Origin of the sequence: uncultured Desulfovibrio sp. (genome assembly GCF_944327235.1) — a bacterium.
Lineage (GTDB): Bacteria > Desulfobacterota > Desulfovibrionia > Desulfovibrionales > Desulfovibrionaceae > Desulfovibrio.
The window spans coordinates 1-24,622 of the sequence record NZ_CALVHE010000036.1 but is presented as its reverse complement, the minus strand read 5'-3'; the positions used below and the strand labels follow the sequence as shown (position 1 = coordinate 24,622).

Here is a 24,622-nt window from a genome sequence, read left to right as displayed (position 1 = left end):
GGGAACCCCTCCGCCGGCGCGGGAGGGGTTCCCCTTCCCCCCAAGCCCCCCATCCCTTCCCCAGCGCGCTTTTACCGGGGAAGAGTCGGGGACGCGAGTCGCCCCCGTCCCCAAAGGCAAGCGGAGCATGTTCAGTTTTCTTTTCTTATATATTGAAATCATTTATAAATTTATGTTGAAGGCGATAGCTGCCGCCTGTGCGGGAGGGGGTTCCCCTCCCCCCAAAAAAACACGCTACCCGCCATGCCCGCCACGGCATCAGGCTTTGCCGTCCAGATATTTTTCCACATAGCCGCGGGCCTCGTAGAGCACGCCGTCCTCGTAGCGGGTGCGGGCGCTGCCCATGAGCACGAGGGTGGACATGTCCACGTCGTCCGCGGGGAGATCGGCCAGCCTGCCGACCCAGCGTTCTTCCTGCGGGCGACCGGCGTTCTTCACCCAGGCGCAGAGCAGGTCCTCCCCGCGTTCCTCCCGGAAGATGCGCAGCGCCTCCTCCAGCAGATGGCGGCGCTTGCGGCCCGCGGGATTGTACAGGGTCACCGGCAGGGCGGAGGCGGCCACGGCCCGCAGGTTGCGGCGCACCTCGTCGGCGGGGACCAGCAGATCCGAGAGGCTGACCAGCGAAAAGCCGTTCTGCAGGGGCGCGCCCAGTGAGGCGGCGGCGATATTGGCGGCCGTGATGCCGGGCAGCACCGTTATGGGGATGCCGTGGAAGGCCGCCTCACGGGAACGCAGCTCGAACAGCAGGCCCGCCATGGCCAGGATGCCGGGATCGCCGGAACAGACCATGCAGACCGTATGCCCGGCGGCGGCGCTTTCCAGCGTGCGGCGGCAGCGCTCGACCTCGCCCATCATACCGTTCTGGATCACTTCGCGGTTGCCGATGCGCTGCCGGATGAAGTCCAGATAGGGGCCGTATCCGGCCAGCACGTCGCTGTCCGCTATGGCCGCGCTGACCTGCGGGGTGATCTGCGCCTCGTCGCCGGAGCCGAGGCCCACCACCAGCACCCGGCCGCGCTCGCGCGAGGGGCCTGCCAGGTGGGGCAGGCGGGCCAGCGCCAGGGTGACGCCCTCCGTCACGATCTTGGGCTGGAGGAGACGCCCGCCCTTCCCGGCGGAGAGCAGGCAGGCGGCCTCGCTGACCGAGGCGGTGCCCACACGCTCCCGCACCGTGGCCGAAGGCGTGGGCACGGGCACTTCGTCGAGCTTCTCGGCGGGGTGGAGGTCCAGCGGTATCCCCCATTCCCGCGCCAGGGCAAGGATGGCTTCCTCGTCGGCCTTGATGTCGCAGGAGGCCAGCCGGGCGATCTGTCGCGGCGCGATCCCCAGCCGGGCAAGGCAGGCTTCCGCCTCGCGCCGCAGCGTTCCCGGGGCCGTGCCGCGACGGCAGCCCAGGCCCAGCACGAGGGCGCGGCTCGTGATGTCCAGATGTTCCACTCCGGCGGGCACTGTGCCTTCCGCATCCCAGAGCACGGCGCGCGGCGTGCGAATGTCCTCGGCCCGCGCCGCAAGGACCACCTGACCGGTGGCGGCGAAATGGGCGTCGTAGATCTCGCGCGGGCCGCAGAAGGTGATGCTTTCGCCGCTCAGCAGGGCCGCATTGAGGGGACGAACGGCATTGACCGTCAGCACGCGGGCATGGAGGCGGGCCGCCACTTCGTCAAAGGCGGGCAGGCCGTTCACGTCCGTCGCCGTGCCGATGACCGCCTGACCGCCGGTAAGACGGGCGATGCGCCGGGCCAGCCGATTGGCCCCGCCCAGATGCCCGGAGGTGAGGCTGATGATGTGGCTGCCGCTTTCCGGGCAGGCCAGCACCGCCGGGTCCGTGGATTTGTCTTCCAGCAGGGGCGCTATCTTGCGCACGGCGATGCCGGTGGCGCTGATGAAGACATGCGCCGCGAACTGCCGCCAGTTCGCCCGCAGGGCGGCGTCGAAGCCGTTGCCCGACAGATGGACGATACCGGCGGCGGCCTCCTCCTCGCTCACGGGGCGGGTGGAGAAGATGCGTACGGGCAGATCGAGCCCGGCCGCCATCTCGCGGGCCAGCGCCAGTCCCTTGTCGGTAAAGGCGTAGAGGGCGCAGAGGCCGTCGAAGTGCTCCGCGGGCAGATGATTGCGGTAGCCGTGCGAGAACCGCGCGTCGTAGAGACGGGACGAACTTGCTTGCGGACGCAGGGCCTCGCCCACGAGGATGAGGGCCTGACGGCCGATGCCCGCCGCTTCCACCTGCGCGGCGATGTCCGCGAGGCTGCCGCGCAGGACGCGCTCATCCGGCCAGGAGGCGCGGTAGACCACTGCCGCGGGGGTCTCGGGCGCAAGGCCGCCTTCCTTCATGAGGCGGTCGGACAGCGAGGCGATGTTGCCCGTGCTGAGGAAGAAGGCCAGCGTGGCCCCGGTGCGGGCGAAGGTCGCGGCGTCCTCGGCGGCGGGCATGGGCGTGCGGCCGGGCGTGCGGGTGAGGACCACGCTCTGGCTGCCGTCCGGGCAGGTCAGTTCGCAGCCCAGCGCGGCGGCCGCGGCAAAGACGCTGCTGACGCCCGGCACGATGACGCTTTGGATGCCGTGCTCGGCAAGGCCGCGTATCTGTTCGTTGATGGCTCCGTACATGGCCGGGTCGCCGGTATGCAGGCGCACGACCTTCTGTCCGGCCTCGGCGGCCTCGCGCAGGCATTCCACCTGCGCCGCCAGATCCATGCCCGCGCTGTCGAGGCGGCGGCAGGAGGGCTTGCAGCAGGCCAGATGCCCGGCATCGACCAGCGAACCGGCATAGAGCACGAGGTCCGCCTCTTCCAGCAGACGGCGGCCGCGAACGGTGATGAGGTCTTGCGCGCCCGGACCGGCGCCCACGAAGTTGACGATGCTTTTCATGCCTGAGCCTCTTTCTGGAAAGTGAAGATATGGATGGTGTGTTGCGGGTCGAGGTGCCGGTGCACGCGGGCAAGGGGGGCCTCCACGGCCACGTCCAGACGGCAGATGCCCGCGCGCCGTTCCGGGGACCAGCGCAGCAGATCGGCAAGGCTCTGCAGGGTGACGGACGAGGCGACCAGCAGGCCGCCGGGCCGCAGACGCTCCATGCAGGCCGTCAGCAGGTCGGGCAGCTCCCGCCCCCCGCCGCCGAGGAATATCCTGTCCGGGTCGGGCAGGGCGTCCGGCGCATCGGCGGGCAGGCGCGTCAGGGCCAGCGCCTCGCCCGTGCGGACGCCGTAGTTGGCCACGCCGAGCCGACGGGCATTGCGTTCCATGAGGGCCACGCGTTCGGCCTTGCGTTCCACGCCCACCACGCGCAGACCGGGACAGAGCGCCGCGGCTTCCAGTCCCACGGAGCCGCTGCCCGCGCCCATGTCCCACAGGACGCCCCAGTGCGGCAGGCGCAGACGGGAAAGGATGACCGCCCGCACGTCCGGCGCGGTGATGAGATGGGCCTCGTGCGCGTAGACCTCATCCGGCAGGCCCAGGGCCAGCGGGGGCGGCGGGGCCGCCTGGGCGGGATCGTCCGCCTGCTGTTCCAGCAGAACCAGCAGGGAGGTCGGCCCGCAGGACAGCGCGGCGATGTCGCGCAGCGAGGCCCGCACGAGGCGCTCCTCCGGGCTGCCCAGCCGTTCGGCCATGACGGCGGCCCGTCCGGCGGCCTCGGGATGCGTCTCCAGCACGGCGCGGGCGATGGCGTCCGCCGTGTGGCGGCTGCCCGCGTAGGTGACGGTGAGCGGCCATTGCACGATCTGCCGGGCCGGGATGTCCTCCCCGGAGTGGACGCAGAAAAGGCGGGCCTCCTGCCAGGGGCGGCCGAGACGGTGGAAAAGCGCCTGAAAGGCCGTTATGCCGGGATGGAAACGGAGGTCGTCGCCCGGCCGGGCCAGTGCGGACAGGGTGCCGCCGAAACCGTGATACAGGGCGTCCCCGGAGGCCAGCACCGCGATGCGGTCCCCGCCCCGGCTGCGCCGGAGGATGTCCCCGGCGTCCTGTCGGGCCTGGGCCGCGATGACGTGCGTTTCCTTCAGGGGCAGGGGGCAGGCCTCCAGCAGGGCGCGCGAGGCATAGACCGCGTCGGCCCGCGTGAGCAGGCTCCGCGTGGTCTCGTCGTCAGGGAAGCCGATGCCGCAGGAGATGATGTCCACCTGTCCGTTACACTGGTTTTCCGGGCGCAGGAAATAGTCCGGCCCCACGCTTTCCGGCGGGTCGGCCTGCCGGACGTGCCGCCCTTCCTCCGTTGGAGAGGGGGTCTCCGGCAGCGGCTCCGGGGCGTCCGTCGGGACGGGGGACCCGCCGGAGCGGGCCGGGAGGCTTTCCTCGAAAAGAAAACCGCCGTCAAAGTCGAAGACCAGCAGACGCAGGGCCGGGGAGGCGGGACAATGCCGGGCGAGCTGTTCCAGCGCCAGACGGGCGAGACGGCGCAGCAGGGCCGGGCGTGCCTCGTCGGGCAGGGAGAGCAGGGCCTCGCGCACGGAGACGCTGTGCGCCAGGGCCTCGTGCGCGGCTGTGTCCTCCGGCAGGCAGCGCCGCGCCTCGGCGCGCAGCAGCGCCATGTCCTGCCGGTTTTTGGCGGCATGGGTATTGCGGAAGCCCGCGGCGTACTTGCAGAGCTTGCCCGCCATGCAGGCCACCACGATCTCCTCCATCTTGAGGCGGCAGGCCAGCCCCAGACTTTCGGCAATGAAATCCCCGATGCAGACGAAGGCGCTTTCCGGCAGGTCCGGCAGGCGTTTCCCGGCTCCCTTGCGGGTACGGCCGCCGGTGCAGAAGACCATGCTGCGGCCGCCGTCGCGGGCATGGCCCTCCACGCAGATGCGGATGGTCGCGAGGTAGGCCTCGTGACTGTAGGGACGCACCAGCCCCGTGGTGCCGAGCAGGGAGAGGCCGCCCTCGATGCCCAGTTGCGGATTGAGCGTATGCCGCGCCAGCTCGACGCCTTCGGGGATGCTGATCTCCAGCAGCCAGCAGCCGGAGCGCAGTCCGGCCCGGTAAAGATTGTCCTCCAGCATCCGGCGGGGACCGCTGTTGATGGCCCAGCGCCCCGGTTCGCAGTCCAGCCCGGCCCGCGTGCACAGACCGATGCCCGTGCCGCCGCGCAGGATGAGGTCCGCGTCCCCCACCCGCAGGCGGTAGTCCTCCGGGCGGCATTCATCGGGCGTGGCGGCGCGCAGCCGGGCGCAGACGGTGGCCCCGTGGGTGCAATCGGGATCGTCGCCGCCGTTCTTGCGGATGCGGGCCAGATAGGGCGGAGAGGGCGGCAGCAGCGGCAGGCGGCGCTGACGGCCGTCGGGGAAATGCAGGCTGACGCTGTCCGCCCGCGCGCCGTCCCGCAGGCGCAGCCAGGCCGCCACGGCCACAGCCGCGGCGCAGGCGCCGGTGGAATAGCCCCAGCGCAGACGAGCAGATCCTTTGCTTCCCATGACTGACAACGGCGATAGCGGTACGAAGGGCCGGAGGCCGGGCCTCAGGCGCTTTCCATGACGGCGTGCAGGGTGGCCACGGCCAGCGCGCTGCCGCCGCGCCGTCCTTCCAGCACGATCTGCGGCACGTCGCAACGGGCCAGCAGTTCCTTGGATTCCACCACATTGACGAAACCTACCGGCATACCGACCACCAGCGCCGGACGCACGTCCTCCTCCAGGATATAGCGGGCGATGCGGGCCAGGGCCAGCGGCGCATTGCCGATGAGGACGATGGCCCCCGGCAGCAGGGGCCGGGCCTTCTCCGCGCTGCACAGGGCGCGGGCGCGGCCTTCGGCTTTGGCGCGGGCCGCGACGTCGGGGTCGCTGATGTGGCAGTGCAGGTCCCCGGCGGCGTAATCGGGATGCAGGCGGCGCAGCCGTTCCAGCGAGAGGCCGGAACGCAGCATGTTGGAATCGGTAAAGATGGGCGCATGATCCCGCAAGGCCCGCAGGCCCGCCCGCACGGCATCATGGCGAAAGACCAGCGTGTCGGCTATGTGCGTGTCGGCGGTGGTGTGGATGAGGCGTCGGGCCACGCGCCACTCCTCCGCGGGCATGTCGCGATGACGGGGATATTCCGCCTCGATGCGGCGGAAGCTCTCCCGCTCGATCTCCGCGCCACTGAGGTCCCAGCGAATCTCCATACAGGCTCCCGGCTTATTGTTTCCTGACCAGCATGAGGGAAAGATAGGTCTCCGGCCGTCCCGCGATGTCCGCCGGTTCTTTCAGGATGCATTCGTCCGGCATGGAAAGATGTTCGCCGTAGAGGATCTCCACATCCTCCTCGCGGGCCAGACGCTCGAGCAGGGCCTTGCGGCTGCGGTAGGTCTTGAGCAGGACGGTGGTCGAACCGGCGGGGAACCGCAGGCTGTCGGCCATCTCCGCCCGGAAGGAGGGGATGATGCGCAGTTGCTGGCCGTTCTCCACGAGCACGGTCCTGGCCTTGGCGGCAAAGGTCGCGAAGGAGGTGACGCCGGGGACGATCTCCACGTCGAGCTCGGGATGCCGCCGCCGGAGGATGGGCAGCACATAGCCGAACGTGCTGTAGGTCATGGCGTCGCCAAGCGTGGCGAACGCGCAGTCCCGCCCGGCGCGCAGTTCGGTCAGGATGGCGGCGGCATTCTCCTCCACCTGGGCCTGACGCACGGCGGCGTCCCGCGACATGCTGAACACGAGCTGGCGGATCTCCCCACGGGGGGAGAGGGACTCCACCACGCTCCGGGAGGTGCTGTCCTCGGCATTGGCCGAGATGACGGTAAAGATGATGTCGGCTCCGCGCAGCACTTCCGCGGCGCGAAACGTCAGGTATCGGGGGTCTCCGGGGCCGATGCCGACCCCGTACAGGCTACCGAGCTTCATGAACTGTTCCTTCGTGGCGGGAGGGGCGCACACGCAGCCCTTCCGCGGTCTGAATGCCGTGTCGATGACAGGGAGGCCCGACGCCGCCGGACCGCCGTCGCCATCTTCCGTCCCTGGACCGGGGCCGCCGTTACGGACGCCCCCCGTGGATAAGGACTGAAAATGCCGCGCATGTCAACAAGACATCAGCAGGGTCTCCCCGGCGGACCTGAACGCGCGGGGAGGCTTCCCCCGACGCCGGGCACGGACGGTCTCGACCTTTGCGCCCAAGTCGGCTAAGATTGGGGAGACAAGAGCTGAAACGCGCGGGTCCGGCACAGACCGTGTGCGGAACGCGCATCTCCCCGCCTTTTGGAGTCTCTACCATGTCGGACGATCTGGAACGCACACGCCTTCTGAATGCCCGCATCAGGGAAAAAATCCTCCAGCACCTGCCCCGGCCCCGCATCCTGCCCACAGCCGTCGAGGGATTCCTCCTCGCCCGCCGCGAAGAGTCCGGCACGCCGGAAAAATGCTTTGAAAAGCCGCTGGTGGGGCTGGTCGTGCAGGGGACGAAGCACTCCCACATGGCCGGACGCGAATACATCTATTCGACGAACCAGAGCATCGTCGCCGCCGTGGATATGCCTATCGCCTCTTATGTGGAGGCTCCGACGTCGGAACAGCCCTTCCTGTTCTGCTACTGCTATCTGGACAAGGCGCTGCTGGCCTCTCTGGCGGCGGAAATGCCGCGCGAGGAAGATGACGCGACGGAGGACATGACCGGCGTGTCCATAGCCGATACGCCTCCCGATATCCTGGAGATGTTCCTCCGCCTCATCGAACTGCTGGACAAGCCGGAACAGATACCGTTCCGCGCGCCCATGATGCTGCGCGAACTGCATTATCTGCTGCTGATCAGCCCGCACGGACGCATCCTGCGGCGGATGAACACGCCGGGGACCCAAAACCATCAGGCCGTGCAGGCCCTCAACTGGATACGCGAGAATTACAAGTCCAGTCTGCGCATAGCCGCGCTGGCCCGTCAGGTCAACATGTCCACGGCCAATCTGCACCGCTGCTTCAAGCTGCTCACGGGACTGAGCCCCCTGCAGTATCAGAAGCAACTGCGCCTCCATGAAGCGCAGCGCCTCATGCTCTTTGAAAACGAACGCGCCTCGGCGGCCGCCTTCAAGGTGGGCTACGAAAGCATCACCCAATTCAACCGGGAGTACAAGCGGGTGTTCGGGGAGCCGCCGCTGCGGGACATGCACCGCCGTCGGGCCTCGGTGGCCCTGCGGGACAGCGCGGCATAGAGCGGTTTGCCATTGAAAAAGGCAAAACGCGAGGCGGCGGCACAGCGCCGCCCCGGCCCAAACCAAGCGGAATGACCGCGTTTTTTCGAGAAACGACAGGTCATATGGTTTGAAACGCACAGCGTTTCACACTGAAAATGCCTCAGGGCGCTATCAGCGCAAGTTTTGCAAATAATTTCAACAGATAAGCAAGTAAGCTGTACATGCTCCGCTTGCCTTTGGGGCGGGGGGTCTCGTGTCCCCGACCCTTCCCCCGGTAAAATCGTGCTGGGGAAGGACTGGGGGAAAGAGCGCGACCGAAAGGCGGCCCGCAGGGCCGTGCCCGTTAGGTGACGCAGGAGCCTTACGGGCATCGACAGCAGAGCGCGACCGAAAGGCGGCCCGCAGGGCCGTGCCCGTTAGGTGACGCGAGGGCTTCCCCTTCCCCCCAAAACAGGCCCTAAATCAGCCCCAGCTCCGACAGCCAGGCTTTCACGGACGGCTCCGCGCCGTCCACGCGCGATCCGCGCACCTCAAAGCCTTTCAGAAGGCGGGCCTGCGGGCAGAGACGCCGGAGGTCCTGCTCGCTCTTGCCCAGACGGCTGCCCTCGTGCGTGCAGAAGGGGACGAGCGTCTTGTTGCCCACCGGATAGTTTTCCAGAAACATGGCCACCGGCATGGGAAAGGTCCCCCACCAGTTGGGATAGCCGAGAAACAGCGTGTCGTACGCTGCCGGGTCCGGCTGCATGGCGGCGATGGGCGGCCGGACGTTGCGCCGCTGTTCCTGCCTGGCCAGCTCCACCACGGCGTCATAGTCCTGCGGGTAGGGCGTGAGGGGCGTGATCTGGGCCATGTCGCCGCCCGTCAGTCGCTGGATGCAGGCGGCGAGCCGACGGGTATTGCCGGAATGGGAAAAATAGACGATGAGCATGGATCTTCCTCCTGTTGTGGCCGTATGGCCCCGCAGCAGCGGGACGGTCGCAACGGCTATCGCGCCAAGGGCGGCGCTCCGCAGGAACTCCCGCCGCGAACGGCGGCCGTTCCCGTGCGGTGCGGTCGGGTGGTCGGTGGTAGGGGGGAGGGATGTTTTTTGGGACATGCTGTCCTCCTTGCGCGGCAAAGTTCGCGGGGTGGCGGCGGGGGGGAGCCGGAGCGCCGCCTGCCCATGAGCATTTTCCGTTTGAAAAGTTTCGCGGTCCACACCGCACGGCCTGTCGTTTCGCGGAAAAAACGCGGTCATTCCGCTCGCTTTGGGCCGGGCGGCGCTGTGCCGCCGCCTCGCATTTTGCCCTTTTCAACGGCAAAATGCGCTATTTGTCGCCGGTAGTTCCGTTATACTGTTCATCCGTTACCGGCTCCATCCACTCGACGACCTTGCCGGGTTCCTTTTCCTCGCAGATGGAGATATGCGTCATGGCGCTCCCCGGGGCGGCGCCGTGCCAGTGCTTGACGCCCACGGGACAGATGATGACATCCCCGGCGCGGATCTCCTGTACGGGCTTGCCCCATTCCTGCGTCCTGCCCACGCCGGAGGTGACGATGAGCACCTGTCCCACAGGGTGGATATGCCAGTGCGAGCGGGCGCCGGGCTCAAAGGTCACGCTGCCGCCGCTGGAACGCATCTCATTGTTGGCCGGGTAGAGCGGGTCTATGCGGACGCTGCCGGTGAAGAACTTGGGCGACCCCTTGATGGCGGCCTGTTCGCCGCTGCGGATGATGACTTGTCCTCCGGCGTCCTCGGCGGCGGCGGGCTGGCTCATGGTCATGGCGGCGGCTGCGGAAACGGAAAGCAGGCTGGCGAGTACGGCTTTTTTCATGGTTTCCTCCTGAAGTGTTGCGATCTTGATGGACACAGCATACGCCGAGGCCGCCGGCGGGCCATCCACGATACTTGCAACTTTTTGCCTGATACTCGCAGACGGCAATGGCGCGGGAGCAAACGAGGGAACGACACGCCCGGCACCCTGCGAAGCGGGAGGCGGCGGGGAGATGAGGCGAGGGCGCGGTGGACGTGCGGGAAAAGGAAGGGCTGGGGGACAGAGACCGGCGTTAGGGCATCTTGCCCGTGAAAAAGACAGGAGGCGGGACGGCGGCAAGAGGAAGAGCGGGAGCGGGTCGGCGGGGCGTGGGGCTATCCCTCTTTGACGGGCGCAAGCGCGTCCGCCTTCCCGAGGGTATGGAATATCCTTTTGTCGGAATACATGGCCTTGTCCACCTTCTCCACAAAGAATTCCCCCAGGGTCAGATGATCCCGTTTTTCGGGGAGCATGTCACGCTTGGGGGATATGGCCCCGAAGCCGAAGGAGACGTTGAGTTTTTCCCCGTCTATCTCATAGGTCTCCTGGAGCCTGAGTTTGATGTGCTCGAGCTTTTCGGGGAGCATCCGCTCCTGTCCCGGCGCGCAGTAAAAGACGGCGACGAATTCGTCCCCGCCGAAGCGCGAGGCAAAATCATGCGGGGAAAGCTCGCCGGACAGCCTGCGCGCGAATTCGACGAGCACCTTGTCCCCGGTGATATGTCCGTAGATGTCGTTTATCTGCTTGAAATCGTTCAGATCGAACACGCAGAGGAAGAGACGGGGATCATTGCGGCCGTAGATATGCCTGAGATGGCGGTCGATGGCGGGTTCAAGCAGTTCCCAGAAGAAATTTTTATTGTAGAGCCGGGTCAGAGGGTCGGTCTTGGCCTGTATGGATATTTCCTTGTTCTTGTTGATGAGGACGGCGAACTGCGTCACCACGAGCGAAAAGAGGAGGCAGAGCGTAAGCGCGACGGAAGCGTAGCGAACGACTTTCTTCGGGCTGATCCAGCCATACACGGGGCTGATGTCGAGATACCACGTCACGTTTTGCAGGGGGATGGCCTTTTGGTGGATATTTTCAGCGAGCGCCGTATCGGACGAAAGGAGGACGGCGCGCTTGCCGCTTGTCGGATCCTTGCGCCAGAGCGCCCAGGAAAAACCGGCGGCGGTCAGGATGCCGAAATCTATCCGTGCGGTGAAGATCTCCGGGAAACGATAGGTGATGATGGCAAAGCCCCAGAAGTCCTTTTCCGGCGTGCCGGGGCCGCGCGGCAAAAAGATGGGCTGCCGAAAAGCGATCCCGGTACCGCCCTGCACCAGATCGAACGGGCCGGAGAGCGTCATTTTTTTCGACTCTCGCGCGAGGAGGGCTTCCCGCTTCCTGTCCTCCGCCCGCAGAAGATCATGGCCGATGGCCACGCTGTTGCCGTCGTATGGGAAAACGTCGCTGACGATACCGTCTTTTGCCAGATTGATATTGATAATCTCCGCATTGGATCTGAGCACATCGTCCGCAATATAGGCAAAGTTCTCCGTTCCCCCCGTTGCAGAACCAGCATGGTGTAGACCGGGTTGAGATTTTGCGCGAGCGTTTGGCAGAGCAGGGAGAGTTTTTGCGAGATGTTATGACTGTAAAACTGGGATGATCGCCGCAGCTCCCGCTCTTCCTTCTGGACGGCATGAGCTATCCATGCGGCGGAGGCCAGCAGAGAGAAAAGGAACGTCAAAAAAAGACGATGGATATATTTATCTTTTTTGTCAAGTAATAAATCATTACATTCCATGTGCATTCTCGGATGTGCTGGATGAAAGCCCTCTGGAGCTCCTGAGCGGGCGCGGGTCGCGACGAGCGGAAGCGAAAAGGAAAATTTTCAGAAGCGGCGGCAGTCTGGCCGGATGCTCGGGGAATGAGACCGCAAGACATTCACAATCGGGGGGGGGGGGGAGGGACTGCGTGACGCATGACAGTTTCCTGAAGAAGGGGAAAAAGCTCCTGCCGGAAAAGGCGGGAAAGGACGACCCTTCGGGGCGGGAGAACGGTCAGCGGTCGCGCGGCGCTTTCAGAGGACTTGGCATGGCGGTCTTCCCATTTCAAACGTGGAATGCAGCGGGAACGTATGTACGAGAATTATGGAGTCGTACGCCTAATTTTTGCGTAATCCACGAACATCAGTACGTCAAGCAGTTTGTTCCCTCCGCGCGGTCGTTCATGCGGGCAGGCGTAGCGCGGGCGGGACGCGGCAGGCATGGGGGATACCGTTCGGCGGTGTGCTCTCGTGAGGAAATACGCACGTTTGCGCGTCAGCCTGCGGCGGGGGAAGGGGGCCGCGTGTCCCCGACTCTTCTCTGGCAGAGCATTTTCCGTTTGAAACGCTTCGCGTTCCAGACCATACGGTCTGTCGCTTCGCGGTAAACGCGGTCATTCCGCTTGGTTTTTGCCGGGCGGCGCTGTGCCGCCGCCTCGCATTCCGCCTTTTTCAACGGCAAAATGCGCCAAAGGCGCGCTGGGGAAAGGCTGGGGCTTGGGAGGAAGGGGGCGAGAACGCCTTTTCTCGCGTCGGATGAAAACGACCATGCCCTGTCGCGACGCGGGCCGCCGTGGGCATCGGCAGCGGGACGAGGGATATGCCACCCGCCAGACAGGCGACGGGCAGGGCCAACAGGCCGGGAAAGTGCCTGCCGCGCTGCGGGCGATCCACGGCGCGGCAGGCGGGGCGTTTGGTGGTTACAGGGAAGCGCCGAGCGTGCGGGCTTCCCGCAGGGCGGGCTGCCCGGCCACCGCGCCCGCCTCAAAGACGCCCCCGGCCAGCACCTGTCCGCAGTCCCGCCAGTGGAGGAAGCCGAGCAGGGCGTGGTAATAATCCAGCACAGGTCTCCAGTTCTCCGGGCTGTTGCCTTCCGCCGCCATGAGGAGCACGCAGTCCTTGCGCGGATTGGCGTAATCGGGGCGGCATTCGGCCACGGCAAACAGGCGGTCAAAAGCGGTCTTGAGCTGGCCGGAGAAGCCCCAATAGTACATGGGCGAGGCCAGCACGACCAGATCCGCCGCCGTATACGCCGGATAGATGGCCGCCATGTCGTCCTTTTGCACGCAGGGATGCGCGGCATCCTTGCCGCCCTTCACGCAGCCGAGACAGCCGCGTATGTCCATCCGCTGCAGGTCGAAGCGGGTGACGATGTGTCCGGCCTCGGCCGCGCCTTCGGCAAAGGCGTCGCAAAGCATGGCCGTGTTGCCGTGGAGGCGGGGACTGCCGTTCAGGATGACGATGTGCTTGCTCATGATCTTTCTCCTTTGGAGCATTGGGGGAGCATTTTCCGTTTGTAAAGCTTCGCGTTCCAGCCCTTGCGGCCTGTCGTTTCGCGGAAGGAACGCCGGGGCCGCCGCGCATTTTGCGCCGGACGGCGCTGTACCGCCGCTCCGCGTTCCGCCTTTTCCAACGGCAAAACGCTTCCCGCGCGAAAAATGGCGGTGCGGTCGTGGACGGGGAAACCCGGTGTGGGAAGGCGCCCCGTCGTGCCGCGCATGACATTTTTTTAATAACTACTAAAAAAATGTCAATGAGCAAAGAAGGCCGGACGCGGGGCAAATGCGGTCGTCAGCAATGAGAAGCGGGGCGGGGCGGGGGGAGCAGGCGGACGGCAAGGCCCGCAATGGCGGAAAGTTCGGACAGGGACAGGCCGTCCCGAGCTTGCAGGGAGAGGCCCTCAAGCAGGGTGTTCAGCGCGCCCGCCAGCGGCCCGACAGGCGTATCCGGGGGGAGCTGGCCCTCCCGGACGGCCCGGCGCAGGCGGTGGGCAAACAGGGTCTCAGTAGCCTGCCGCAGCTCACGCACGGCGGCGATGATCTCCGTCTCGTCGTCAGCGATGTTGACGGCGGCCAGCACCACCATACAGCCGCAGGGCGTGTGCGGGGAAAGCAGGATGCGGGCCGCGTCCCGAAAGAAATGCTCCACGGCCGTATGCACGTCCGGCTCTTCCTGAAAGCGGCGGGACGGGGCGTCCCAGTAGGTACGTTCATAATGGCGGAGCGCCTCGAGGAAGAGGGCGGCCTTGTTGCCGAACGTGGCGTACAGACTGGGAGGATTGATGCGCATGGCCGTGCACAGCTCCGCCACGGACGCGGGCGCGTAGCCCCGCCGCCAGAAGACTTCCAGCGCGCTGTGCAGGGCCTGCGCCCGGTCAAAGGCGCGAGGGCGGCCCTTGCCGCGGCTGGTGGAGGACTGGAGGGCGCGAGACTGAGCGGACATGACGTTCCCGGAAGGATTGGAAGGGCGACGGCTCAGGGGCGGGACGGACAGTCCGCCCGGCCCAGCTCGCCCCGGAAGGCGCGGGCAAGGATGGCCTTTTTCATGCGCTCGATGTGCGCCACGACGGCATCGGCGGCCTCCCTGATACGCTGCTCCCTGCCGAGGAGATCGTCGAGGATGCGGACGATTTCCCGCTGTTCGGGAAGCGTGGGGAGAGGAAGAGTGATATTATTGATGTCAGTTAGACTAAGATTTGCTCGTGCTGTTTCTGCCTTATTTTCAAAATAATAGGTCAATGCGGCAGGAGAATTGAGATAATAGCAGACATAGGATGAGGAAATATTTTCATACAACCGTACCAAACAAACAGCTTGATTTATATTTGCTTTGTATTTTTCTTGATAAACTGCCGCTCTACCTATTGATGCGCCAACTATATTTATAAGAATATCTCCGTACTTGAGGCAAGACCTTTTTTGTTTAATGTTTATTGAATCCTCAACGAATTTTTTATTTTCAAATTTTAAGTATCCTTCTCTGACGTTTTCACTCGTTACAAATAATGTTTGAGTTTCGTCCTCAACATAAGAAATACCTTGCCACTTGGGAGAGGCACCTTTAGTAATGAGTGAACTAACTTTATGCAGCGTAGTCAAAGGCCAGCACTCTACCCCCTGTTCCTCCCGCCATTTGGCCGTCAGTTCTCCCGTGAACGCCTTGTGCAGGATGGCAGCCCTGCGGAGGGCCACACTGTCCCGCACGGCCTCCGCCTTTTGCCGGGCCTCGTCCAGCCGGGCAAAGAGGGATTCAATATGTCCGACGATGCGTTCTTGCTCCTCTCGCGGGGGGAGGGGAAAGGGGATACGCGCAACCTTTGTTGCAGACAACTCAAGAAATGTTGTTCCGCTTGCATACGATTCAAGAAGCGGTTTGCTCCCTTTTAAATACCAGTAGAGAAATCGAGGAGTATATAAATGAGAAGGCAGAAAGTTTTTAAATCCCTGATTTGTGCACAGCGGGTTTTGTGCTATAACTACATAACCTATAGGCGCGCGAGAAGAAAGACAAACCGTGTTTGAGGGAAGCAGGCGTGCTGAAGAATTTTTGAGTCCCAAAGGGGTGAGCATTTTTTTGCCATGTGAAATATATACGGCAGTATAGTTTGATAAATCTGCTGGTGATAACCATGGAATATTACCGTTATCGTAAAATTCTTTTGTCTTGGAAGATGGTGTCCCACCGCTTGCAATTTGTGTAACATCTCCCAACCGCACCCATTTCCAGCCCTCGGGCAGAGGGTAGGGCTGTTCCCGCACGGGGATCTCCGGCAGGGGGGCGCTTTCCGGCAGCAGGGAGGCGCGGGACGCGGCGGCATTCTTGCGGGGGCGGGCCATCATTCCGCCTCCTTGCCGGTCAGGCGCTGCAGCTCGCGCACCACGCCCTGCATCAGGTCCATCGCCTCGTCGAGCAGGGCAAGGCATTCCTCGCCGCTTTCGACGGGGTCGGGCAGCTCGGTGGCGTCCACCAGCGCGGCGTCCCGGATCAGGCCGAGGTCCAGACTGTCCCCCCGCGCCGCGATGGCCTCCCGGCTGAAGGCGCTCCAGCGTTCATCCCGCACGGCGTGGCGGTCCGGCGCGGCATAGGCCGCCTCAAAGGCGGCGAAGTGCTCCGGCCGGAGCGGGTTGGTCTTGCCGAACGAGGGCATATTGGTGCGCAGGTCATAAAACCAGACCTCGGCGGTATTGCCCCTGTCGCTCTGGCCGCGCGCAAAAAACAGCACATTGGTCTTGACGCCCTGAGCATAAAAGATGCCCGTGGGCAGGCGCAGGACGGTGTGCAGGTCGCATTTGTCCATGAGGTCCGCCCGGATGCGCGCGCCGTCGCCGTCGGCAAAGAGCACATTGTCCGGCAGCACCACGGCGGCCCGGCCGCCGCGCCTGAGGCTGCGGTAGATATGTTGCAGGAAATTCAGCTGCTTGTTGCCGGTGGGAAAGGAAAAGTCGTCCCGGCTGGCCCGCTCGCCGCCCTTCTTGGTGCCGAAAGGCGGATTGGTCAGCACGAGGTCGTAGTCCTTGAGGTCCTTGCCCGCCGTGGACAGGGTATCGGCAAGGCGTATCTCCCCTTGCAGGCCGTGCAGCATGGCATTCATGAGGGCAAGACGGTGGGTGTCGTGCACCAGCTCGCAGCCGGTGAAGGCCTGCGTTTTCTGAAAGACGGCCTGCTCCTCGTCCAGATCGAAATAATCGTCGGTACGCGCCTTGAGGTATCTGTCCGCGGCGATCATGAAACCAAAGGTGCCGCAGGCCGGGTCATTGCAGCGCTCCCCGACCCGCGGCTCCATGAGGCGCACCATCACGTCGATGAGCACGCGCGGGGTGAAATACTGGCCCGCGCCGGACTTCTTTTCATTGGCGTTTTTTTCCAGCAGGCCTTCATAAAGGTTGCCGAGGCCTTCCTCCTGCGCGGAATACCAGTCCAGCGCATCAATGCTGGTGATGATCTTTTCCAGATTCTTCGGCTCGTCGATGTTGGACACCGCGCCCTGATAGATCTCCCGCACGCGGCCCGTGCCGGTCTCGCCCAGCTCGGCAAGCGCCCGCTTGTACACATGCTTGAGCTCGACGCCGCTGCGGGCGGCCAGCGCATCCCAGCGGCAGGCGGCGGGGATGTCGTCTTCCCTGCCGGTCTCCTTGGCCATTTTCAGGAAGAGGAGATAGGTCAGCTCGGTAACGTACTGGTGGTAGGTGATGCCGTCATCCCGCAAAACATTGCAGAGGTTCCAGAGTTTGGCGACGATCTCCTGTGTGGTCATGCGGCAAGGCCTCCATCATCGTACAGATAGGCATTCAACTCGTTCACAAGGTTTTCCAGCTCATTGCGGAACAGCTTGTTCAGCGCCGCAAAGCCGCCCCTGTCGCGAAAGACGACGCTCTCGTCAAAGGTGCGCACGGACAGCACGGACTCGTTGAGCAGGTATTTTTCCATGCGGTCGATCCATTTTTTTTCGGCGGCGGAAAATTCGTGGGCCTGTTTCAGCCGGGCCACGGCGCGGCGGACGCGCTCCTCGTGGCCGAGCAGCTCCGCATTGACGCCGTAACAGCGCACAAGGCCGATGATGTCCGCCGCGATGTCCGTATTGCTCATGCGGGACAGGGCGGAATTGAGCTGCCGGACGGTGAAGCCCTCCCGCCCCAGGGTCAGGCGCAGGCTCTTGAGGCTCTCGCGCGTGAGGTCGGCCGGGCGCGTGCAGATGAGGTTCATGGCCGCGATCTCGTCGCGGTGCTCCCGCACGAAGCGGGCAAAGGATTCCAGATAGTCGGCGGGGCGCAGATGATCCTTGCCGTAGCCCTGCGTATGGCTGGTGAGCGCGTCCGGCGTATCGGAAAGGACGATGGTGCGGCTGCCCGTCCCGTCCGACGCCCGCAGAAGGGCCAGCGCATCCCGCCGGGCCAGCAGAAATTCCCTGGCCTCCCGCGGCTGCGCCGTCCGCACGCGCCGGATGAGGGCCTCCGGCGTGTCGCCGCACAGGTCGGCAAACTGCTGCCGGACCTCCTCCGGCAGGCTGCGCCTGCGGCGTTGCAGCAGGCCGAGTATCTGACTGACCTGACTCTGGATATGCTCCGGCTCGTCCATGACCTCCAGTCCGTCCAGCAGCAGATCAAGGCTCACCGAGGGATTGCTGACCACCGGCCTCATGCTGGTGAGCGGCTCAAGGGCGCTGAACTGGCCCACGGCGTCGTAGACCTCGAAATGCGTCTTGCCGATGGCCGGACACAGGCGGGTGGCGCGGCCGAGCATCTGCTCGAAAAGTATGCGGGACCTGACCCGCCGCAGGAATACGAGGCGGGTGATCTCCGGCACGTCGATGCCGGTGGTGAGCAGGTCCACCGTAACGGCGATGCTGGGAAAGCTCTCGTTTTTGAAACGGAGGATGGCCGCATCGATGTTCTTGCGGTTACCGATGCTGCCGGTGATCTTCATAACGGCATCCGTATCCACCAGCTCCTCGGCATAGATCTCCTTGAGGATGCGGACGATCATGTCCGCGTGGCGGTCGTTGACGGCGTAAATGAGCGTCTTGCCGGAGGAGGCGTCCTCCGGGTCGATGTCCTTGGCGATCTCTTGCAAGATCTCCCGGTTGAAATTCTCATTGATGACGGTGCGGTTGAACTCGTCCACCTCGAAGTCGAGCTCATCGTCCAGAAGGGCGGCATTGGTGATCTCGCCGGTGGCGGGGTCGAAGAGGGCCACGGTATCGCCGGGCTTGTAGTGTATGCCCTGCTCGCTGAGGAGCGTGCTCAGCTGGTGCGGGGCGTCGTAATCCGCCAGAAAGCCGTCGATGACCGCCTCACGGTACGAGTAGGTGAATACGGGCGGCCCGAAAATCCGCGTGGTCTGGAGCGCGGGCGTGGCCGTCAGGCCGATCTTGACCGCCTGGAAATAGTCGATGACCTCGCGGTATTTGCTCTGGTAGTCGCGCTGATCGCGGTAGAGCCGCTCGCCGTCGGTTATTTCCCGGTCAAGGATGTAGCCCCGGTGCGCTTCATCGACGATGACAAGATCGTAGTCGCTGACCGAGGGCATGGTGTCGCTGCCTTCGCCGTAGAGAATGCGTCTGACCATGCTCTGCACGGTGGCCACATGCACGCGGGTCTCCGGTCCCATGTCCGTGTCCGTCAGGCCGCATATGGAATAGATGCCGCTCAGCGGCTGGAGCTCCTCCAGCTTCACGTCCCTGAAGACGGCCAGCGCCTGCGAACCCAGCGCGGTACGGTCCACAAGAAAAAGGATGCGCCGGAAGCGTCCGCTCTTCAAAAAGCGGTACATCAGGCCAAGCACCGTCCGGGTCTTGCCCGTGCCCGTCGCCATGGCCAGCAGCAGCGCCTGCGCGCCCTCCATCACGGCCCGCTCGGCCGCCGCAATGGCGCGAAGCTGGTATTCGCGCAGATTGAGGCCGTCCTTGTCGGTCAGGAAATCGGCGGACAGGGCGGCAAGACGCTGGTTGCCCCGCTCGTCGTCCCGCGTGAGCAGCGCTTCCAGTCCGGCGGGGCTCATCCAGCCGTGCAGGGCACGCGGCACGCCGGCGGCCTGCCGCACGTCCTGAAACCAGATGCCGGACGTTTCCGCATACTGCCGGATATAGGGCCTGCCGTTGGCGGCAAAGAGGAAGGGAACGCGGAAACCCCGCCATTCCCCGATGACATGGGCCGCGTGTTCCGCGCGGATATGGCGGGCGTAGTCCTTGCACTGGTGGTCGAGCACGGCGGGGATGTCCTTGTGGCGGGCCTTGGCCTCGATGATCCCCACAAGCCGCGTCCCCACAAAGAGAGCGTAATCGGCATACCCCCTGCCGCCCGCGTCGGCATCCGTGGGCCATTCGGCTATGGCCAGATTGCGCCCGGCCTGCGGCCGCGTGCCGAGCGCGTAGCGCAGGCTCTCGGAATCGGCCTCCCAGCCCACCTTTCTGAGCTGCTCGTCGATAAGATAGCGCGTTTCGGCCTCGGATATGCGGCGCGCGCCCGCGGCAGCGGCGGCACGCCTGCGGCGTACGTCCTCCGGCTCGGCGGCGCTCCGCTCGGCACGGGCGACGGCCTGTTCCGCCAGTTCCGCATCCTGCCCGGCATCTTCGCCGCCCCCCTGCCGGGCGTCGTCCGCCGCGGCGGGCGCCACGAAGGCTTCCGGCCGGGAGGTCTCGTCGCCGTAGGTCTGGGAAAACCAGCCGCACAGGCTGTGCGCGATCTGCAGGAGGACGCGCGTCTTTTCCGGGGAAAAGGGGCCGCCTTCATGGGCCGCCCTGTTGCGCTCCTTGCGCAGCAAATGAAAGGCCGCGGCCACGTCGGAGGGCAGCACGTCCCGTTGCTGCAAAATAGTGATGCGCGTCGCCGCGTCGCAGCGTTCGGGCAGGGGAATATGGTCCTGCGCGCACATGACCCGGATCATGCCCTCACACAGCAGCCCCGTCTTCATCAGGCAGGATTGCGGGTCCGAATGCAGATAGCGTTCGGCCAGCATACCGAGCTCGGCCAGCTCGGGAAAGCGTGTCCGCAAAAAGGCGAAATTGGATGCCATATCCTCTCCCCCGAAAAAAAACGCCGGACAGGCGCGGACGCACGGCAACGCCTCCCGCCCACCGCGCGGCATGGCCGCGCAAAAACCGATGGTGTCAGTCTATATCGTTTCCGGCAAAAAGGCAAAGCGGGCCGCCTGCCGGGCGTTGCGGCGCGGCGCGGAAAAGCATACGCTGGCCGACGGGAGGCATTCCATGACCGATGACAGACAGGCACGCATCACCGAAGCCAACGCGCGACTGAAAGAGATCCTGCTGCGGCATGTGCCGCGTCCCGCTGTCCTCCCGGGGCCCGTTGACGGCGTGTTCCTCGTCCGGCGGGAAGCCGTCAACTGTTCGGAAAGCTGCTTCACGCGGCCGCTGGCCTCGCTGATCGTGCAGGGCGGCAAGCGGGCCGTGCTCGGGTCGCGGGAATACACGATCCGCGCTGATCAGTGTCTGGTGGCCGCGGTGGACATGCCGAGCCTGTCCCATGCCGTGGACCCTACGCCGGAACGGCCCTTCCTTTCCCTCTTCTTTCATCTGGACAGGCAGATGCTCGGAGAGCTGCTCATGGAGATGACGCCGGAAGAGCGCGCGGCGGGCGTGGACGACAGCGGGGTGTCCGTGGCCGATGCCGACCCGGATCTCATGGAAGGGGTGTTGCGGCTGGCGGAACTGCTGGACAAGCCCCGGCAGATCGCCGTGCGGGCGCCGCTCATCATGCGCGAACTGCACTATCTGCTGCTGGCCGGGCCGCAGGGCGGCATTTTGCGGGGACTGTACGCGCATGGCGCGCGGAACGGCCAGATCCTCCAGGCCATCGCCCTCATGCGGCGGAACATGACCAGGCCCCTGCGCATGGACGCACTGGCCAGACAGGTCTGCATGTCCGTCTCAAGCCTGCACCGGCATTTCAAGAGCATCACCGGTCTGAGCCCCCTGCAGTACCACAAGCAGCTCCGCCTCTACGAGGCGCAGCGCCTGATGCTGGTGGAAAACGAACGCGCGGCCAGCGCGGCCCTCTCGGTGGGCTACGAAAGCGTGACCCAATTCACCCGCGAATACAAACGCATGTTTGGCGAGTCGCCGCACCGGGACATCAGCAGGCGGCGCTGTCCGGCGTAGGGGCTTCCCCCGCAAGCGCGCTCAGAAAAAAAGGCGGACCTGCGGACAGGTTCGCCTTTTGCGTCGGTCGGTGTGTCTACTGGCCTTTTCCCTGCCGGGGGACCGGCTCCATGTACACGGAAACGCCGTCGGGCATATCCGCAAGGCGCCGCATCCCGCTGACTATCCGTCCCAGCGGCACAAGCCCTTGGGAGTGCCGGAAGTCCCGGTAAAAAATGGCCAGATTGCCCCACGGGGCATAATAGGCGACCGTACCGGCCTCAGGGTCGCAACTGGACGGGGAGCCTTCCGTTTGCAGCTTTTTCGGCGGATAGCCTATCTTTTCCGTCTCGTTGTAGTCCTCCAGCGTCAGCCGCAGGGGCAGCATGGCATAAAAACTCCGGCTGGCGGGATGATCCTCCAGAAGGACGATGGCCTCGCCGCCGTCGAAGGTCAGGCGCACGCGCAGGCCCTCGCCGTCCTGCCGCGCCGCGGCGGGCGAAGAGGGGAGCCGTTCGCTCGGCGTGCCCGCCGTGGCCACGGCGGCAAGGCCGAGAAGGAGCAGGGCGGCGGGCAGGATGTACTTCAGGGTATTCATGGCAGTTTTTCCGGGGTTGGGGATGACGGTCGCACGGCGTCACTTTGCCGGAGGCGTCGCGTCGGAGGCTCGCCTGTCCCGCAGCTCCACGGGGACCGCCTCCAGCAGGACGCGCCGGGCGATCATGTCCTTTGTGGTCTGGTAATACTTCTGGAAATGCGGCGTGCGGCGATGCCGTTCATAGGCGGCGTCATCGACATACATCTCAAAGAACGTCAGCTTCGTCGGGTCCTGCCGGTCGGCAACGGCGTACAGGGCAAGCACGCCCGGCTCGACGCGCAGAGATGTGGCCATTTCCTCCCTGACGGCGCTCAGGAAGGCTTCAAGACATTCCGGCTTGATGTCCAGCCGGGCGATGCGGACGGATGAGGTCTCCGCCGCATGGACGATGGGTGATCCTGTCAGCATGAGACATGCTCCCATAAGCAGGGAGAGCGCCTTTTTCTTCATGATCCAGCCTCTCCATTTTGCGCAAAACGCGGGGCGGCGGCACAGCGCCGCCCGGTCCAAAGTGAGCGGAAAAACCGTGTTTTTTCCGCGAAACGCCAGGCCGTATGGTTTGGGACGCGAAGCGTTTCAAACTGAAAATGCTCCAAGGCGCAACACGATGCGGGCCGCCGCCAATGCATTGCGGGGGCGGCGCTGTTCCGGTCGCCGCCCGCCGCCCGGCTCACTGCGCCGTATAGCCGCCGTCCACGGCGATGCCCTGCCCGGTGACGAAGCCCGCCTCCTGACACGACAGCCAGACGATGCAGGACGCCACCTCATCCGGAGTCCCCACGCGCCGCATGGGTTCGATGACGTCGGTGATGGCCCCTGTCCGCATCATATGTTCCACCATGGGCGTCATGATGGTGGCGGGACAGACGGCATTGATGCGGATGCCGCGCGCGGCGTATTCCAGCGCCGCGCACTTGGTCATGCCGAGCACGGCATGTTTGGAGGCGTGGTAGGCGACACGCCCGGGCATACCGATCAGCCCGCCGATGGAAGAGCAGTTGACGATGGAATAGCCCTCCCCGCCCTGCGCGAGCATCCGGCGCAGCTCGTACTTCATGCAGAGGAACATGCTGCGGAGATTGACGTTGATGACCCTGTCGAACTCTTCGGCGCTGACTTCCGCCGTTTCCACGTCGTCGCTCATGATGCCGGCGTTATTGTAGGCGTAGTCCAGCCGCCCGAAGGTCCGGCACGTCGCCTCGACCATCCGTTCCACCTGCTCCTCGTCCGTGACGTCGCAAGTCACGCAGTCGGCGGAATGGCCCTCGCCGCGCAGTTTCTCCACGATGCCGCGCAGCAGGTTTTCCCGTCTGCCCGCCAGCATGACCGATGCGCCCTTGCGGGCAAACATGATCGCCGTCGCCTCGCCTATGCCGCTGCTGGCTCCGGCCACCAGCACGACCTTGCCGTGAATGTCCATATCTCCTCCCAGAAAAACGGTTGGGGTCTGTGGTTCTGTTCGCCTGGCCGGGCTGCCGCATCAGGAATCCTGCAGGACGGCATTGACGCAGGCAAGGGCGTTCAACGTCCGCGGGAAGCCGATATACGGCAGCATCATGGCCAGCGCGTCGATGAGGTTCTGTTTGCTGTTGCCCACATTGGCGTTGCCCTGCACATGGGCCTTGACCTGCGCTTCGCAGCCGCCCAGCGCGCTGATGACGGTAAAGGTCAGCAGTTCGCGCATCTTCAGATCAAGCCCCTTGCGGGTATACACGTCGCCAAAGCAGAAGGCGGAAAGGAAATCGACCATGATGTCCTTCTGGCCCTGCGGGGTCGCGGCGTGCATCTTGTCGATGGCCTCCCCGAAAATGCCCTTCTGCACCGCCAGACCGTCCGCAAAGCGGCTGTCCTCCGTCACTGTGCCCTGATTTTCCAGAGGCAGGGCGATGCCGTGGGCGGCAAAGACCTCATTGACCAGACGCAGAGCGCTTTCCGTGCGGGGAAAGCCGATATACGGCGCGCACTGGTACAGCGCCTCGCGGATCTCCACGGGGCTGACGCCGCGGCGCAGGGCCGCCTCCGTATGTTCCTTCACCTCATCCAGCGTCTGGATGGCGGCAAGGGTCACCAGCGCCACAAGCACTTTCTGCCGCTGGTCGAGCGTGCCGCCGTCCACGATCTCGCCGTACACGAGGCGGTCCCGCATGGCGGCGAGTTCGGGGTCCGTCCGCGCCAGAGACGATCCGGCCTCGCCCATGAGGGCCTGCCGGTTTTGGGCCGCTGTGCTGATCCTGTCCATGTTCGTTGCTCCCTTGTCTTGTGCTGTTGTTGCCGCCCACACCGGCGGCAGGTCGCCCAGCAGGAGGGTCATCCCGCAGAGAATGAAAAAAAGATGCCGGGCCGGTGAGATGCCGAAAACCTTCATGTTGTCCTCCTGTATGGCGTGCCGGGCCGCACTGCGCTGTCCGGGGTATCCTGTTTCCTGTGATGGAGAGTAGGCCGGTCCCGCGGGCGGCGAAAGGAACGATCTTCGCAAAAACTTGCCTGATCTTCTCAGACGGCCAGCCCCTGCGAGCTGACGGCCGCAGGACGCGCGTCCCAGCACGCAGCGAATAGAGCATTTCGCCTTTGAAAAAGACAAAATGCGAGGCGGCGGCACAGCGCCGCCCGGCCAAGACCAAGCGGAATGACCGCGCTTTTTCCGCGAAACGACAGGCCGTATGGTTTGAAACGCAAAGCGTTTCAAACTGAAAATGCGCTAGGCCTGTTAACACTATTCGCTGTCTGTTTGGGGGGAAGGGGAACCCCTCGCTCTGCT

Annotated in this window: 18 protein-coding genes; 2 read left to right on the top strand and 16 right to left on the bottom strand. The window is 64.7% G+C overall.

The features are described 5' to 3' along the window. Window positions 1–258: 258 nt before the first annotated feature. From cobM to cobI, 4 genes are read right to left on the bottom strand one after another with little or no spacing between them, the layout of a single operon-like run. Window positions 259–2,868: a precorrin-4 C(11)-methyltransferase gene (gene cobM / locus Q0K00_RS06785; protein ID WP_297228212.1), complete on the bottom strand. Its 2,610-nt coding sequence runs from the start codon at window positions 2,866–2,868 to the stop codon at window positions 259–261. Further along, window positions 2,865–5,390, bottom strand: coding sequence for a cobalt-precorrin-5B (C(1))-methyltransferase CbiD (gene cbiD / locus Q0K00_RS06780; RefSeq protein WP_297228211.1), 2,526 nt, complete (start codon window positions 5,388–5,390; stop codon window positions 2,865–2,867). The genes cobM and cbiD overlap by 4 nt, the downstream gene beginning before the upstream one ends. A 44-nt stretch (window positions 5,391–5,434) precedes the next feature. Further along, complete coding sequence (locus tag Q0K00_RS06775; RefSeq protein ID WP_297228210.1) at window positions 5,435–6,076, bottom strand: precorrin-8X methylmutase; 642 nt, start codon at window positions 6,074–6,076, stop codon at window positions 5,435–5,437. A gap of 13 nt (window positions 6,077–6,089) precedes the next feature. Then, window positions 6,090–6,791, bottom strand: a complete 702-nt coding sequence (gene cobI / locus Q0K00_RS06770; RefSeq protein ID WP_297228209.1) for a precorrin-2 C(20)-methyltransferase — start codon at window positions 6,789–6,791, stop codon at window positions 6,090–6,092. A 365-nt stretch (window positions 6,792–7,156) separates the two neighbouring features. Here cobI and Q0K00_RS06765 point away from each other — a divergent pair, with 365 nt between their 5' ends. Then, window positions 7,157–8,086, top strand: a complete 930-nt coding sequence (locus Q0K00_RS06765) for an AraC family transcriptional regulator (RefSeq protein ID WP_297228208.1) — start codon at window positions 7,157–7,159, stop codon at window positions 8,084–8,086. Window positions 8,087–8,525: 439 nt separating this feature from the next. On the opposite strand, the gene Q0K00_RS06760 is transcribed toward Q0K00_RS06765, so the two are convergent. The 8 genes from Q0K00_RS06760 to hsdR form a co-directional block, all read right to left on the bottom strand. After that, complete coding sequence (locus tag Q0K00_RS06760) at window positions 8,526–9,164, bottom strand: flavodoxin (protein ID WP_297228207.1); 639 nt, start codon at window positions 9,162–9,164, stop codon at window positions 8,526–8,528. A 211-nt stretch (window positions 9,165–9,375) separates the two neighbouring features. Continuing rightward, window positions 9,376–9,882: a cupin domain-containing protein gene (locus tag Q0K00_RS06755; protein WP_366141144.1), complete on the bottom strand. Its 507-nt coding sequence runs from the start codon at window positions 9,880–9,882 to the stop codon at window positions 9,376–9,378. Window positions 9,883–10,196: 314 nt separating this feature from the next. Further along, on the bottom strand, window positions 10,197–11,372 hold the full coding sequence (locus Q0K00_RS06750) for a sensor domain-containing diguanylate cyclase (RefSeq protein WP_297228206.1): 1,176 nt from the start codon (window positions 11,370–11,372) through the stop codon (window positions 10,197–10,199). Window positions 11,373–12,591: 1,219 nt separating this feature from the next. Beyond that, on the bottom strand, window positions 12,592–13,146 hold the full coding sequence (locus Q0K00_RS06745) for an NAD(P)H-dependent oxidoreductase (protein WP_297228205.1): 555 nt from the start codon (window positions 13,144–13,146) through the stop codon (window positions 12,592–12,594). A gap of 316 nt (window positions 13,147–13,462) precedes the next feature. Continuing rightward, window positions 13,463–14,113 carry a TetR/AcrR family transcriptional regulator gene (locus Q0K00_RS06740; protein WP_297228204.1) on the bottom strand — a complete coding sequence of 217 codons (651 nt, stop codon included), beginning with the start codon at window positions 14,111–14,113 and terminating at the stop codon, window positions 13,463–13,465. A 32-nt stretch (window positions 14,114–14,145) separates the two neighbouring features. Next, a complete protein-coding gene (locus Q0K00_RS06735; protein ID WP_297228203.1) occupies window positions 14,146–15,510 on the bottom strand; it encodes a restriction endonuclease subunit S in 1,365 nt (454 codons plus the stop codon). Continuing rightward, window positions 15,507–16,925, bottom strand: a complete 1,419-nt coding sequence (locus Q0K00_RS06730) for an N-6 DNA methylase (protein ID WP_297228202.1) — start codon at window positions 16,923–16,925, stop codon at window positions 15,507–15,509. Before Q0K00_RS06730 ends, Q0K00_RS06735 begins: the two co-directional genes overlap by 4 nt. Beyond that, window positions 16,922–20,182, bottom strand: a complete 3,261-nt coding sequence (hsdR, locus tag Q0K00_RS06725) for a type I restriction-modification system endonuclease (RefSeq protein ID WP_297228201.1) — start codon at window positions 20,180–20,182, stop codon at window positions 16,922–16,924. Before hsdR ends, Q0K00_RS06730 begins: the two co-directional genes overlap by 4 nt. An 88-nt stretch (window positions 20,183–20,270) precedes the next feature. On the opposite strand from hsdR, the gene Q0K00_RS06720 reads away from it, so the two are divergent. Next, window positions 20,271–21,287, top strand: a complete 1,017-nt coding sequence (locus tag Q0K00_RS06720; protein ID WP_297228200.1) for an AraC family transcriptional regulator — start codon at window positions 20,271–20,273, stop codon at window positions 21,285–21,287. 76 nt (window positions 21,288–21,363) lie between these two features. On the opposite strand, the gene Q0K00_RS06715 is transcribed toward Q0K00_RS06720, so the two are convergent. The 4 genes from Q0K00_RS06715 to Q0K00_RS06700 all read right to left on the bottom strand — a co-directional run bounded on the left by Q0K00_RS06715 (window position 21,364) and on the right by Q0K00_RS06700 (window position 24,229). After that, window positions 21,364–21,864, bottom strand: coding sequence for a cyclophilin-like fold protein (locus Q0K00_RS06715; protein WP_297228199.1), 501 nt, complete (start codon window positions 21,862–21,864; stop codon window positions 21,364–21,366). 39 nt (window positions 21,865–21,903) lie between these two features. Beyond that, a complete protein-coding gene (locus tag Q0K00_RS06710) occupies window positions 21,904–22,314 on the bottom strand; it encodes a putative quinol monooxygenase (protein WP_297228198.1) in 411 nt (136 codons plus the stop codon). A 220-nt stretch (window positions 22,315–22,534) separates the two neighbouring features. Then, window positions 22,535–23,284, bottom strand: a complete 750-nt coding sequence (locus Q0K00_RS06705) for an SDR family oxidoreductase (RefSeq protein WP_297228197.1) — start codon at window positions 23,282–23,284, stop codon at window positions 22,535–22,537. 60 nt (window positions 23,285–23,344) lie between these two features. Continuing rightward, complete coding sequence (locus Q0K00_RS06700; RefSeq protein WP_297228196.1) at window positions 23,345–24,229, bottom strand: carboxymuconolactone decarboxylase family protein; 885 nt, start codon at window positions 24,227–24,229, stop codon at window positions 23,345–23,347. Between the last annotated feature and the right edge of the window lie 393 nt (window positions 24,230–24,622).